Origin of the sequence: Mesorhizobium sp. C268A, from assembly GCF_040324475.1 — a bacterium.
GTDB lineage: Bacteria > Pseudomonadota > Alphaproteobacteria > Rhizobiales > Rhizobiaceae > Mesorhizobium.
Genome location: NZ_JAMYVX010000001.1, coordinates 2879491 through 2893715, shown reverse-complemented (window position 1 = coordinate 2893715; position 14225 = coordinate 2879491). Strand labels below are relative to the sequence as shown.

The following is a 14225-nucleotide window of genomic DNA, read 5'->3' as shown; positions in this document are numbered from 1 at the left end:
TGTCTACATTAGGGCTTGTGCGATATGGACCGCTTGGTCCGAGCAAGCCCCAACCTTATGGGCGGGTCATGCGCGTGGGCTTTGTCGTCGGCGAATTCCCTCTGCTTTCGGAAACCTTCGTCGTGGACCAGATGGCTGGGCTGCTGGCGCGGGGCTTTCAGGTCGAAGTGGTCTGCGAAAAGATGCAAGGTGACCACCGAATTGACCGGCAAAGCGAGCCGATGGCGACGCTGCTCGCCAGAACCCGACATTGGTGGCGATGGGCCGCTGTAATCAGCAAATTTGTACAGCGTCTGCCGCCGCGTCTGCGATACAAGGCCTCGACCGTTCTCGACATCGCCTTTGCACGCCGCCTGAACCGCTGCGACGTGATTGTCGCCCACTTCGGACAGAACGGCGAGAGAGCAGCCGCACTGAAGAAATGGAAGGTGCTCAAACCACCGATCATAACCATCTTTCACGGCGCGGACGTGGCGATCCCGGCGCGGCAGGCAGTGCTCGCGACACAATATGCCGGGCTGACCAAGCATGGGACCCTGAACCTGCCCGTCAACGATTACTTCCGCACGATGCTGCTGGAAGCCGGCCTGTCCCAGGCGAGCACGACGGTCCACCATATGGGAATTGACACCCGCGAAATCGGCTATCGCTGGGAATCGTGGGAAGGCACCCAACTGGTCGTGACGACGGTTTGCCGCCTGGTCGAAAAGAAAGGCGTCGAGTTCGCCTTGCGAGCCCTGGCCTCCCTCAAGGCCTCCCAGCCGCAGCTAGACTGGCGTTACGACATTGTTGGCGACGGTCCTCTGCGGATGAATCTGGAGAGGCTGGCCGTAGAGCTGGGCTTGGCTGGTCGCGTAACATTCCTCGGCAGCCTCCCTCACGCAGAGGTGAAAAGACGGCTTCGCATGGCGCATCTCTTTTTGCTGCCAAGTATCACTGCCAGCGACGGGGATATGGAAGGCATTCCGGTCGCGCTCATGGAGGCCATGGTCGCCGGATTGATTGCGGTCAGCACGTATCATTCGGGAATCCCGGAGCTCATCAAGGATGGGGAGACGGGGTTGCTTACGCCCGAGCGAGATATTTCAGCGCTTGCCGGCAAGCTTGCCTGGGCCGGGGAGCACCCGACCGAATGCGAGCGTATCGCGCTTGCCGCACGCCGCAAAGTCGAGGACGACTTCAACGCAGATGTTCTGAATGAACGTTTTGCGCAGATCGTTACCCAACTGGCCACATCGAGCCCTGCGCATGAACCTGCCGGTCATGTCGGGGTTTCCGAGGGCCTGGCGGATCCTTCATCTGCCGGCTGACACTGCTGCTCTGCGTTTGATCGGCAGACACGCCAAGCCGAGGGAAATCTTGCTACAGTGCACCAAAAATGTTGCAGTGCAGCAAGACCTGTACTAACGTCCCTGCGGGTGGGCCAACAGCGGTAGAGTTCCATGCTGCATGTCTTGTGCCTCCGGCACCCTGTTTTCGGCCCGGCTTTTGTCAAGGGCACACCGGCTCTCCGCACGAGCGCATCCTGCCGATGAAGATTTGCTTCGTAGTCGACAAGTTCCCCTCATTGTCCGAAACCTTTGTTCTCGACCAGATAGCCGGATGCCTTGAGCGCGGCATGGAAGTCGGCGTCGTCTGCAACGAGACGTCCTTCGGCAGGGACAGCAACATCGATGATCCGCGCTGGCAGGCGCTGCCAGGAAAGGTCATATGCTGGTGGGGTGGCCTGGGTCGCTATCGCCCGCTGCTCAGGAAGTGGTCCGGCAGGTTCTGGGACAAGCTCTCGACCGCCATCGACATTGCTCATGCCCGAAAACTGCAGGGCGCCGACGTCATCGTTGCCCATTTCGGCAACAACGGCATGCGCGTGGCCCGCGCCATCAAGCGCGGGAGGATTTCCGCTCCCCTGGTGACGATATTTCACGGCCGTGATGTCGGCGAACCGCTGCATGACAATACGCTCGCGCGCTACAAGATTGTGTTCGAAAAGGGCGTTCTTCAACTGCCGGTGAATGCGTTTTTCCGCGATGCCTTGATTGAGGTCGGTGCATCGCCGGAGCAGGTTGTGGTTCACCATATGGGGGTGCGGCCGAGTGACATCGACTATCGGTGGCGTTCATGGGAGCAGGCTACGCTCTCTTTCATCTCGGTCTGCCGCCTGACTGAAAAGAAGGGCATCGAATATGCGCTTCGCGCGCTTGCTGGCCTGCCGCGGCGAGACTGGATCTACTCGGTGATCGGCGGCGGAGAACTTCTCGAGCAGCTGAAGGGGATCGCCGCAGAGCTCGGCATTGCCGACAGGGTGAATTTTCTTGGGCCCCGGCCGCACAGCGAAGTCAAACAGCGTCTGCGCGATGCGCATGTATTCCTGCTGCCCAGCGTCGGCGCCCGCGATGGCGATCTGGAAGGCATTCCGGTTTCGCTGATGGAAGCGATGGCCGCCGGCCTGACGGTGGTCAGCACATATCATTCCGGGATCCCTGAACTGATCGACGATCACAAGACGGGTTTTCTCGTGGCTGAGCGGGACGTTGCGGCGCTGACCGGAAAGCTTGCCTGGATCGCCGAGAATCCGAAGCCGTGTGAAGAGATCGCTCTCGCGGCGCGCAAGAAGATCGAGGCCGAGTTCAACTCCGATCTGCTGAACCAACATTTCGTGGAAATCGCCATGCGGCTTGGCGAAACGAGGTCGCTTGCATGAACGCCAATCCGCCCCCCCAGTTCGGTCGTGTCGCCCTGCGCGGCGGGCTGGTAACCATCGGCGCCCAGGGCTTCAAGATGGCGATCCAGTTTCTCTCCGTCATCGTGCTGGCCCGTCTGCTCGTCCCCGAGGATTTCGGTCTGGTGGCTTCCGTCGGGCCGATCGTCGCCTTCGTCGGGCTGCTTCAGAATCTGGGCCTGCAGCAGGCTGTGGTTCAGCGCAAGGACATCAGCAACCAGCAGCTCAACCAGGTGTTCTGGATCAGCGCGCTCGTCGGGCTGGGTAGTGCCGTGGTAGTGGCCGGCCTGGCGCCTGCCATCGCCGCGTTCTATGGCGATCAACGTATGTCCGGCATCACCCTTGGCTCTGCCCTGCCGCTGCTTCTCGGCAGTCTGGCCGCAGTGCCGCTGGCGTTGATGAACCGGCACCTGCAGTTCGGCCAGCTCGCACTGAACGATGTGATAAGCGCCGCCGCCGGACTGCTGGCCGCCGCGATCGCGGCCTATGCGGGGTTGGGCTACTGGTCGCTGGTCATCGGCCCGGCGGTTTCGGCAGCTATCGCCCTGGCTGCCGCCTGGCTGGTGGCGCGTTGGACGCCTTTGCGGCCGGACCTGAAGGTCGATGCCGATATATTGTCGTTCGGCGCCAACCTGACCGGCTTCAACCTCGCCAACTTCTTCTCGCGCAATCTCGACAACATTCTCATCGGAAAATATTCCGGTGCGATCGAACTCGGCTATTACGACCGCGCCTACAAGCTCCTGTTGTTCCCGCTGCAGAACATCAACCAGCCGCTGACACGGGTCATGGTGCCGCTGCTCAGCCGCATTCACGATGACAAGGCCCGCTTTCGCGATATCTATGTGCGCACCAACTGGATGCTGGCGGCCGTTACCATGCCGGGCATCGCGGCGCTGACGCTGACCTCTAATCAGATCGTCGGACTTCTCTTCGGCGCGGGCTGGGCACCGGTCGCACCGATCTTTGCCTGGCTGGGCATCGCCAGCCTGGTCCAGTCCGTTTCAAGCACGACGGGATGGATATTCATCTGTCAGGGCAAGACGAAGACCATGTTCCATTGGGGCATCTATTCGTCGCTGACGACCGTCGCTGCCTTCGTCGTCGGCCTGCACTGGGGCGCCGTCGGCGTTGCCGCGGCCTATGCCATCAGCGGTTACGTGCTGCGCGTTCCCGTGCTGGCGCTACTGGTCCATCGCGTCGGTCCGGTGACCGCCGCCGACTTCCTGCTCATGCAGGGGCTTTTCATCGCCTCGTCCCTGCTTGCCTGGTTCCTGTACCTGTGGTTGCCGGCGTCTCTAACGGGCCAGTCAGACCTGCTCGCGGTCTTTTTGGCGCTTGCCCTCAACTACGGCATCGGTCTCGTTTTCATGCTTGCCGTCCCGCAGTCGCGACGCGCCTTGTTCACCACCCTGTCCAACGCCGCGCGCAATATCCGCTGAGCGGCCGGCGATCAGCGGCGCCAGCAGGTTTGTGGCCGACATTGCCGAAGCATGTTCTTCGAGCACGGCCTGAAGGCTTGTCTTGCGATATCGGTCGAGATTTCCCGCAAACCGGCCGAGCTTTTCGCGCGCCTCTTCGGGCGTCACGGTGTCGATGTCGAGCAGCACATCGTCGACACCGATTCGCTTGGCCACTTCCTTGGTTTTGAACTCGTAGGCGATCGGCAGCACCGGCGTGCCGACGCAAAGCGACATGATCATCATATGCATGCGCGTCGCGACGACGAAGTCGAAGCCCTTCACCAGCCCCATCAACTGGTCCGGCGTGTGGAACGAAGCGTCCACTGTCACGTGGCTGGCGATCTCAGGATCGAGCTCGGCAACGATGGCCTGTGCGGTCTTGGAATCGTCATGGGCATATTCCGGCACGCCCTGACACGTGGAGACGAAGGTCACCTCCTTGCCAAGGTCCCTGACAAGAATTGTGGCGATCTCGCGGATCGAATCCAGATAGCGGCGCATGCCGCCCTCACCGTCGCTGACGTAGTTCCAGTGGCGGACCGAAATAGCGACGCGGCCCGTCGACGCCGGCGGCTGGCTGGAAGCGAGACGCTTGCCGATCCTGTCGGTATCGGCCAAGGCGAATACGGCATCGGCCACCACGTGGCACTTTCCGAGATCCTTCACCAAGTCCCGGATATGGGTCCGCGACCGTTCGTCGCGCAACAGGATGAGCGGACTGCGGTCAAAGATCGGGCCGAGCTCCTGGCGGTTGTAACTTTTGTCGAACGGACCGAGGGATTGCGTGAAGAAGACCGGATCTTTGCCAAATACGGCATCGAGCCTGAACTGATTGAGGCGTCGTTCGAGATTGTAGTTCTCGACGAGATAGGTTCCCCCTGTGGTGACCACCATGTCCGCGTCGGCGTAGATATCGAGACCGCGCCGGTCGCGATGGCTGAAAAAATTGCCTAGCGCGCTGCTGCCAAACCAGCGCAGGGCCTGGAGAACGAGCCGATTGTAGATCGGCTTGAACCGGTCCCTCAGCCCGCTGCCATTCTTGTATCGGAACAGGGATTCCGACAGCAGCTTATGAAATTCGAGGTCGGGATAATCCGTCTTCGGATAGAGTCGTTCCGCAACCTCGGGCTGGCTGTCGAAGACGGCAAACCGCACGTCGCCTTGCACGATCGTCCTGAGAATGTGGCGGATCGCCAGCAGAATCGCCGCATCCCCGGTATTCAGGCAGACTGTGTTTTCAACGACGATCTTCATGGGATACCTCATTTCGTCAGCAGATTCCGCGGCGGGGCCTGCGGTGCCTAGGACGGGCATGGTGACCGAAAATACCCACGCCAGGACGATCCCGATGCGGCTCGCGTCACAATTCATCGCTGCATCGGGCTGGGTGACCAGTCAGAGCGGCGCTCAAGCCCGACGGAGGGTAACGCATCAATTTTGCAGTGCAACAAAAAACGTGCACTTATGCTACGGCGCACCAAAAATGTTGCGATGCAGCAAAAGCTGGGTTAGCATTCCCGTGGGTGGGCCAACAGCGGTCGAGTTTTCATGCTGCATGTCTTGTACCTTGTGCACGATGTTTCCGACCCGGCGGTGCGCCGGCGGATCATAATGCTCAAGGCAGGCGGCGCGCGGGTCACGTTGGCCGGCTTCCGTCGGACCACAAATGCTGTTCCCGACGTCGAGGGGCTGCAGCCGGTCGACCTCGGCGCGACGCGTGACGGCCGATTCGGCCAGCGTCTGGCGGCGGTCGCCAAGGCGGCGCTGTCGATAGGCTCGAAGCTTGCGGCGATGCCGAAGCCCGACCTCATCATCGCGCGCAATCTGGAAATGCTGGCGCTGGCCAGGCGCGCCAAGGCCGCCTTTCGCGGCGGCGTGCCGATCGTCTACGAATGCCTCGACATTCATCGCCTGGTGCTGCGCAATGACATGCTGGGCAAAGCGCTGCGCACAGCGGAGCGTTATCTCGCCCGCGACGTGAAGCTTCTGGTGACGAGCTCACCGGCCTTCATCGCCAATTATTTCAAGCCGTTCGGGCAGGTCGCCGCACCGGTGGAACTGGTCGAAAACAAATACTTCGAAACCGCGCCGATCGCCTTGGATGACAGGTCAACGGCCGAAAACCCTGCAGCACCCCCGTGGCGCATCGGCTGGTTCGGCGCGCTGCGCTGCCGCCGCTCGCTGGAGCTGCTGGCCGACTTCACGCGCCGTCAGGGCGGGCGCTTCGAGGTCGTCCTCCGGGGCCGTCCGGCACTCTCGGAATTCCCGGATTTCCACGCTTTTGTCGAGGCCGAACCCTATCTCTCCTTTCGTGGCCCCTACCGCAACCCGGAAGACATGGCCGCGATCTACGGCGAAGTGCATTTTTCCTGGGCGATCGATTTCTTCGAGGAAGGGCAGAATTCGGAATGGCTGCTGCCCAACCGCCTCTATGAGGGCTGCCGCTTCGGCGCCGTACCGATCTCGATGGGCAATACCGAGACCGGGCGCTTTCTCAACCAGCAGGACGTTGGCGTCCTGCTTTCCGATGCCACGCCCGAAATCCTGGAAACCGCGCTCGGCCGCATGGACCAGGAGCACTTCGGCAAGGCCAAGGCGCGTGTGCTGGCCCGCAACCCACGAACCTGGAGTTACGACCGCAGCGACTGCCGCGCCTTTGTCGACAGGCTGCGCGGCCTTGCGGTTGCCCCTGGTTCGTTCGCCACCGAGGCACTGGCCTGAAGGATGACCAATGACAAAAGTGCAGTTCATGGAAAGGCGCCGATGACGCAAACCGAAGCGCTGCCGCCAAGCCTGATCGTCATTCCGTGCCTGAATGAGGCAGCCCATATCGGCGCGTTGCTCGAGCAGCTCAGGCCGGCAGCGCTAAGGCTCGGCGCCCGCATCGTCGTTGCCGATGGCGGCAGCACCGATGGTACTTTGGCCATTGCCGAAGCGGTTGCGGCCAAGGACCCTCAGGTCGTCCTCCTGAACAACCCAAAACGTATCCAGAGCGCGGCGATCAATCTCGCCGTCGCCAGCCTCGGTGACGGCGCCGAATACCTGATCCGCATCGATGCCCATGGCGGCTATCCCGCCGATTATTGCGACCGGCTGGTCGAGGAGGCGCTCGCCACTTCAGCCGATTCGGTCGTCGTCTCGATGCTGACCAGCGGCAGCGGCGCGGTGCAGAAAGCGGTCGCGGCGGCGCAGAATTCCAAGCTCGGCACCGGCGGCTCCAAGCACCGGCACCTTTCCGCCGGCGAATGGGTGGACCATGGCCATCACGCGCTGATCCGGATCTCGGCCTTCACCGCGGTCGGCGGCTATGACGAGACCTTCAGCCACAATGAGGATGCCGAACTCGACTACCGCCTGCGCCGGGCAGGCTACCGCATCTGGATGAGCGGCAAGACGCAGATGGTCTACTATCCGCGTTCGTCGCTGAAGGGCCTGTATTTCCAATATCTCGGCTATGGCCGCGGCCGCGCCAAGAATGTGCTCAAGCACCGCATGATCCCGAAAGTTCGGCAGATGATCCCGCTGCTGGTGGCGCCGGTCGTCCTTCTCGCGGTATTTTCCTTTATCCACTGGCTGGCGGCGGTGCCGCTGCTGGTCTGGGCTTCGGTCTGTCTGGGCTACGGCGCTGTGACCGCCATCAGCCAGCGCAATCCCAACAATGTGCTGGCGGGCATTTCGGCGATGGTCATGCATTTCGGCTGGTCGCTCGGGTTTTGGCTGCAACTGCTCGGCTCGCGATCGCAGCGCGGGGTGGCATGATGGTCGCCGACAGCCGCCGAATCGACATCTGCGTCTGCACGTTCCGGCGGCCGGAACTGGCCGACACGCTGCGGTCGCTCGCTGCCATGGATATGCCTGCCGGTTTCGGCATCGGCGTCATCGTCGCCGACAATGACGACGAGCCGACCGCCGAGCCGCTGGTGACCGCGCTGGCGAGCGAATTGAAGCTCGTGGCCCGCTACCGGCACGCCCCGGCGCGCAACATCTCGGTTGCCCGCAACGCCTGTCTTGATGCCAGCACGGCCGATTTTGTCGCCTTCATCGACGACGATGAAACCGCTTCCCGGCAATGGCTGGCCGAACTGATTGCTATCGCGGAGACAAGCGGCGCCGAGGCCGTGCTCGGTCCGGTGCGGGCGCTCTACCGCTCGGATGCGCCGGACTGGATGCGCAAGGGCGATTTCCATTCGACCTTGCCGGTCTGGGTGCAGGGCGAAATCCGCACCGGCTACACCTGCAACGTCCTTTTGAGGATGAGCGCCGACAGCTTGCGCGACCGTCGTTTCAGCCTGGCGCGCGGCCAGAGCGGCGGCGAGGACACCGAATTCTTCGACCGCATGGTCAAGGCAGGCGGTCGCATCGCCTTTGCGCCGGAGGCGTGGGTCGAGGAAGTCGTGCCGCGTTCGCGAGCCGCTTTCGACTGGCTGCGCCGCCGCCGCTTCCGCTTCGGCCAGACGCACGGCCACCTCATCGGCCATGACGCAGGCGTGATAGAGCGTGCGAAGGCTGTCGGCCTTGCCTCGGCCAAGGCCGTCTATTGCTTCGGCATGGCGGCGTTGACCGCGATTAGCCCGGTCCGCCGCAACCGCAGCGTGCTGCGCGGCATCATGCATGTCGGCGTCGTCAGCGGCCTCGTCGGTATCAGCGAAATTCGCCAATACGGACTGTCTTCCCCGCAGCAAGGAGGCAAGCGTGCAGCCTGACGTCTCCTTTGTCATCTCAGCCTACAATGCCGCGGCCACGCTCGACCGGGCGATCGCAAGCGCCATGGCCCAGCGCGATGTCAGCGTCGAAATCATCGTCGCCGATGACCAGTCGCGCGACAACACGCTCGACGTCGCAAGAGCCTATCCAAAAGATGTCGTCAAAGTGGTTGCGCTGCCGGCAAATCGTGGCCCTGGCGGCGCCAGGAATGCCGGCCTCGACCTCGCCACAGGCCGCTGGGTCGCGGTGCTCGATTCCGACGATGCCGTCCTGCCCGGGCGGCTCGCCGCCATGATCGCGCGAGCCGAAAGTGCGGGCGCTGTAATCGCCGTCGACAACCTCCAGGTGGTGCGCGAGGACGGCATTGCCGAAGCGACGATGTTTCCCGCCAAATATCTGGAGGGCCTGCGTGAAATCACGCTCGCCGACTACATCGCTGGCAACATCGTTTTCGAATCCACGTTCAACCTTGGCTATCTCAAGCCGATCTTCCAGCGCCGTTTCCTGATCGAAAACGGGCTTCGCTATGATGAAAGTCTGAGCATAGGCGAGGATTACATCCTGCTCGCCAACGCGCTGGCCAAGAGCGGAAAATGCGTCGTCGAGCCGACGACCGGCTATATCTACCACATCCGCACGGGCTCGATCTCGCGCGTGCTCGAGCTTCACCATATCGAGGCGATGCGCAAGGCCGACGCGGTCTTCGCCGAGACCAATTCCATGGACGCTGCTGCTGCGGCCGCCTTCGCCAAACGCGCCCGCAGCCTGCGCAAGGCGGCATCGTTCCTGTCGCTGGTCCAGCACATCAAGGCGCGTTCGCCGTTGAAAGCGATACGCACCGCGCTAAGTGATCCGGCGGCTGTCAGGCACATGTCGATGCCGATCGCCGTCCGCCTCAAAAGGGTGGCGGCGCAGTTTGCCGTCGGCGCGGAGAGGTAAGGAGGGCGAGTACATGAAGACGTTTGTTCGTGGCCTGCAACAGGCTGAAATCGATCTGCTCAGAAGGAATTTGCGATGAAGAAAATCAGGAAGGCAGTCATCCCTGTGGCGGGGCTTGGAACACGGTTCCTGCCGGCAACCAAGTCGATTCCGAAGGAGATGCTGCCCGTGGTCGACCGGCCGGTCGTCCAATATGCGGTGGACGAGGCCTTCGAAGCCGGCATCGAGCACATCGTGTTCGTCACCGGCCGCAACAAGGCTGTCATCGAGGACTACTTCGACCTGCACCCCGAACTGATTGGAACGCTCGAACAAACCGGCAAGAAGACCCAGCTGGAGGCGCTCGAAAGCATGCTGCCCGTGGCCGGCGCCACCAGCTTCATCCGCCAGCAGTCGCCACATGGTCTCGGCCATGCGGTGTGGTGCGCACGCGAAGTCATCGGCGACGAGCCCTTCGCCCTGCTGCTCCCCGATATGGTGTCGTTCGGTCGCCGAGGTTGCCTGGCTGAAACAGTCGATCTCTATCAGCAGACCGGCGGCAATGTGATCGCCGTCGAGCGCTGTGATCCCAGCGAGACCAGCAAATACGGCATCGTCGGGCGCGGCGCCGAGACAGGCAGCGGCTTCGAGGTGACGGCCATGGTCGAAAAGCCGGCGCCGGCCAATGCGCCGTCGAACTATTACATCAACGGCCGCTACATCCTGCAGCCCGAGATCTTCTCGCTGCTGGGCAACCAGCAGCGCGGCGCCGGCAACGAAATCCAGCTTACCGATGCAATGGTGCGGCTGGCGAAAAGCCAGTCTTTCTTTGCCCAGCCTTTCAATGGCCGCATGTTCGACTGCGGCTCCAAGGAAGGCTTCATAGAGGCCACCATCGCCTTCGCGCTGGCGCGCGACGACATGAAGGGACCTGTGCTGGAAATGCTGCAGGCGTTCGTGCGGTCGCATGAGCGTCAGGAAGTGGCCGCATAATGCCCATCTTTCGAGGGCATATGCGTTTGGACGATGGCGCGGCTCATGCCTGCACGCCTGGCCGCTCAGGCCCGGCGCCGGATGGCATGAAGCTTGCGTTGCATATCTTGCCCCCGATCTCCGCAGCTTCGGACGAGGTGGGACCTGACCCGTCTCGCTCCGGCGCCTGTAACCTAGAATTGGATCGAAGATGAATTATGCCAGCTTTCCTCTCGACAAGAGGATGCCATTGCCCAACCCCGATCAGGAAAAGGGTGAAGACTTCATCGACGTCGAGCGCCTGCTTGGCATGGCGGCGCGTCAGGTCAAGGTGGTGGCGGTCTGCGCCATCATCGGCCTGTTCCTGGGGTTGCTCTATCTGCAGACCACGCCCAAGCAATACATGTCGGTCGCCAGCGTGCTGATCGACGAAGGCCTGAACAAGGTCATCGACGACATCTCGGCTGCATCCGTCACCATGCAGACCGACGCCGCCCTGCTCAGCCAGATCGAAATCATCACCTCGGCGCGGCTGGCCTCGGTGGTGGTCGACAAGCTGAAACTCGACCAGAACGCAGAGTTCATGAACCCGCCGCAATCGGCGTTGGTCAAGGGCATCGGCTTCGTGCGCGGCGTGATCGGCTATTTCCGCTCAAGTTCCGCCGAGCAGATTCCCGGCATGGAAAACGTCGATGAGGCGACACGCCAGACCATGATGCAGACGGCGCGCCACGACTATGCCGTGCTGAAGCTGCAGAGCGAGGTGCTGGCGCAGCGCAACGGCCGCTCCTATGTGCTCGCCATCGGTTACCAGTCGACCAATCCGGCGCTCGCCACCGCCATCACCAAGGCCTATGCCGACGCCTATCTCGCCGACCAGCTCAATGCCAGTTTCGACGCCACCGAGCGCGCTGCGGTCTGGCTGCAGGGCCGGCTGACCGAGCTTCGTCAGAACTCACAGGCGGCCGCTATGGCGGTCGAGAAATTCAGGGCCGAGCATGGTCTGGCCGCCAACAGCGACGGCCAGCTGATCAGCGACAAGCAGATTGCCGATCTCACCGCGCAACTGATCGTCGCGCAGGCCGATACGGCGCGCGCCAGCGCCCGCTATCAGCAATACAAGACCATCGTCGAAAGCGGCTCGGACAATGCCTTCAACGATTCCGCCATCTCAAGCGATCAGCCGGCAAGCTCCGTCATTGCAACGCTCAAGACCCGCTATCTCGCAGTGGCCAAGCGGCTGCAGGACGTGACGGCCAATTTCGGCGCCGACCATCCGCAGGCGGTGGCGCTGGCCAAGGAAAAGGCCGACCTGTCGACCCAGATTTTCGGCGAGTTGAAGCAACTGACCGAAAGCTATCGCAATGAATATGAAGTCGCGCTTTCACGCGAGACCTCACTGAGGCAGAAGATCGCCGACGCGGCCGGCAAGAGCTCCATCGACAACCAGAGCCAGGTCAAACTGCGCGAACTCGACCAGCAGGCGCAGGCGCTGACCACGCTCTACCAGACCTTCCTTAGCCGCTACGAGGAGGCCTCGCAGCAGCAATCCTTCCCGGTCGGCAAGGTCCGCATCATCTCGGATGCCTCAACGCCGCTTTCCGCCTCAAGCCCGCGCACCTCCAGGGTGCTGGCGCTGTCGCTGGTGCTTGGCGTGCTGCTTGGCGCCGGCTTCGGTGGCCTGAATGAGTTCAACGAGCGCTTCTTCAGGACCGGCGAGGACATTCGCGATCGCGTCGGCCTCAAATTCCTCGGCTATTTGCCGATGATCGGCGGCAGGCTCGGCAAGGACGCCGACGACGGTGCGGCGGATGCCAAAGGCGCCAACACATTGTCGGCGGCCGAGAAACGGGCGCGCTTGCGGGTCAGCGTCGATGCGCCGGCATCGATGTTCTCCGAAACGCTGCGCAACGCCAAGATCGCCTTCGACGTCGTCATGGAAGGGCAAGGCAGCCGGGTCATAGGCGTGGTCTCGGTCCTGCCCGGCGAGGGCAAGTCTACGGTCGCCGCCAATCTCGCCGGATTGCTGGCCGCCAACGGCTCGAAGACGCTTTTGATCGACGCCGATCTGCGCAATCCTGGCCTCAGCCGCAACCTCGGCATGGAGGCCGAGCAGGGGCTGATGGAGGCCGTGGTCAACGGCCAGACCTGGCAGTCGGTCGGCAAGGTCGACCGCCAGACCAAGCTGGCGATCATCCCGGCCGTGCTGCGTGGGCAGTTCTCGCATACCAGCGAGCTGCTGTCGTCGGCCGGCATGCGGCGCTTCATCGACAACGCCAAGGAGACGTTCGAGTACATCATCGTCGACCTGCCGCCGCTTGGCCCCGTGGTCGACGCCAAGGCGTTTGCGCCGCTGGTCGACGGCTTCGTGCTGGTTGCCGAATGGGGCCGCACGCCGCGCGCCATGGTGCGCTCGCTGCTGGAGCAGGAACCCTACGTCGCAAGCAAGGTCGTCGGCGCCGTGCTCAACAAGGTCGATCTGAAGAAGCTGCCGAAATACGGCTCGCTCGGCGGCTCGGAAAAGTTCTTCGACCGCTATTCGACCTACTATCTGGAGAAATCGGACGTGCGAGCCAAGACCGCCGCCTGAACGGAGCGCGATCCTGAAAAGGAGCGTGATCCGGACAGCGGATCCGGTTTTCGGAAAAGATCACGCTCAAACGAAGAAGCACGGCAGGTCAGGAAAAGATCAGCTTGCCGAACTTACCCGCGATCCTGAGCGCTGTCAGCCGTCCGCTCTGAAAGGCGCCGGTGTCGATGCCGAGCCTTCGCCCGTCAAGCCTGGGGATATCGACCGGCGTGTGCCCATGCACCACAAGGCGGTCGAGCAGATGTGCGGCCTTGAAGAACTCGTCGCGGATGTTGAGCAGATCCTGCTCATCCTGTGCGACCAGGTCGATGCCCGGCCTGATGCCGGCATGGACGAAAACGAATTTATCCGAACAGAGCAGCACCGGCAGGCTGCGCAGGAAGTCGATATGGCTGGCCGGAATGACCTCCTTCACGCGCCGGTCGACCGCGTCGCTCGAGGCATAGAGGCTGGCAAGCCGCGCCGGATCGACCCCATAGGAAAACAGAGTCTCGCGGCCGCCGACCGCCAGCCAGCGGTCCCGCGACAGATAGCCGTCGAGATAGTTCAGCATGGCCACTTCGTGGTTTCCCGCCAGGCAGACGCGCAGGAACCCTGTTGGCGGCAGCGCCAAGAGGTGGTCGAGCACGCGCGCCGATTGCGGCCCGCGATCGATATAGTCGCCGAGCATGACGATAATCTTGCGGCCGCGAAATTGCAGCGCGTCGAGCTGGATCTTCTGCTCCAGCGACAGCAATTCCTTGTAGCAGCCATGCACGTCGCCGATCGCGTAGACGACGGTGTCGTCCATATCCATTTCCAGGCGCTCGCGCGGCGCCGGCCGGGGGGGCCTGGATCGCTGGAACAACGCCACTGGGGC

General features: G+C 62.5%; 10 protein-coding genes and 1 pseudogene. 9 read left to right on the top strand and 2 right to left on the bottom strand.

Annotated elements, in window-relative coordinates:
* Positions 1 to 68 precede the first annotated feature (68 nt).
* The 3 genes from NKL06_RS13945 (at position 69) to NKL06_RS13935 (ending at position 4161) form a co-directional block, all read left to right on the top strand.
* Positions 69 to 1310: a glycosyltransferase gene (locus NKL06_RS13945; protein ID WP_023694199.1), complete on the top strand. Its 1242-nt coding sequence runs from the start codon at positions 69 to 71 to the stop codon at positions 1308 to 1310.
* 221 nt (positions 1311 to 1531) lie between these two features.
* On the top strand, positions 1532 to 2701 hold the full coding sequence (locus tag NKL06_RS13940; RefSeq protein WP_023694198.1) for a glycosyltransferase: 1170 nt from the start codon (positions 1532 to 1534) through the stop codon (positions 2699 to 2701).
* Complete coding sequence (locus NKL06_RS13935) at positions 2698 to 4161, top strand: lipopolysaccharide biosynthesis protein (RefSeq protein WP_023684224.1); 1464 nt, start codon at positions 2698 to 2700, stop codon at positions 4159 to 4161. Before NKL06_RS13940 ends, NKL06_RS13935 begins: the two co-directional genes overlap by 4 nt.
* A 225-nt stretch (positions 4162 to 4386) precedes the next feature.
* On the opposite strand, the pseudogene NKL06_RS13930 reads toward NKL06_RS13935, so the two are convergent.
* Positions 4387 to 5436 (bottom strand): annotated as a pseudogene (locus NKL06_RS13930) (polysaccharide pyruvyl transferase family protein); the annotation flags it as partial.
* A 294-nt stretch (positions 5437 to 5730) separates the two neighbouring features.
* On the opposite strand from NKL06_RS13930, the gene NKL06_RS13925 reads away from it, so the two are divergent.
* The 6 genes from NKL06_RS13925 (at position 5731) to NKL06_RS13900 (ending at position 13366) form a co-directional block, all read left to right on the top strand.
* Positions 5731 to 6903, top strand: a complete 1173-nt coding sequence (locus NKL06_RS13925) for a glycosyltransferase (RefSeq protein ID WP_023694196.1) — start codon at positions 5731 to 5733, stop codon at positions 6901 to 6903.
* Between the two features lie 42 nt (positions 6904 to 6945).
* Positions 6946 to 7941 carry a glycosyltransferase family 2 protein gene (locus NKL06_RS13920; RefSeq protein WP_023694195.1) on the top strand — a complete coding sequence of 332 codons (996 nt, stop codon included), beginning with the start codon at positions 6946 to 6948 and terminating at the stop codon, positions 7939 to 7941.
* Positions 7941 to 8885 (top strand): glycosyltransferase family 2 protein, encoded by a 945-nt coding sequence (locus tag NKL06_RS13915; RefSeq protein WP_196814109.1) that lies wholly within the window; start codon positions 7941 to 7943, stop codon positions 8883 to 8885. The genes NKL06_RS13920 and NKL06_RS13915 overlap by 1 nt, the downstream gene beginning before the upstream one ends.
* Positions 8875 to 9825: a glycosyltransferase family 2 protein gene (locus NKL06_RS13910; protein WP_023694193.1), complete on the top strand. Its 951-nt coding sequence runs from the start codon at positions 8875 to 8877 to the stop codon at positions 9823 to 9825. Before NKL06_RS13915 ends, NKL06_RS13910 begins: the two co-directional genes overlap by 11 nt.
* A 75-nt stretch (positions 9826 to 9900) precedes the next feature.
* A complete protein-coding gene (gene galU / locus NKL06_RS13905; RefSeq protein WP_023668795.1) occupies positions 9901 to 10797 on the top strand; it encodes a UTP--glucose-1-phosphate uridylyltransferase GalU in 897 nt (298 codons plus the stop codon).
* Between the two features lie 190 nt (positions 10798 to 10987).
* Positions 10988 to 13366, top strand: coding sequence for a polysaccharide biosynthesis tyrosine autokinase (locus tag NKL06_RS13900; RefSeq protein WP_023694192.1), 2379 nt, complete (start codon positions 10988 to 10990; stop codon positions 13364 to 13366).
* A gap of 88 nt (positions 13367 to 13454) precedes the next feature.
* Here NKL06_RS13900 and NKL06_RS13895 read toward each other — a convergent pair whose 3' ends face one another.
* The gene (locus NKL06_RS13895; protein ID WP_023689995.1) at positions 13455 to 14156 is read right to left on the bottom strand and encodes a metallophosphoesterase family protein; all 702 of its coding nucleotides are present in this window, start codon (positions 14154 to 14156) and stop codon (positions 13455 to 13457) included.
* Positions 14157 to 14225: the final 69 nt, after the last annotated feature.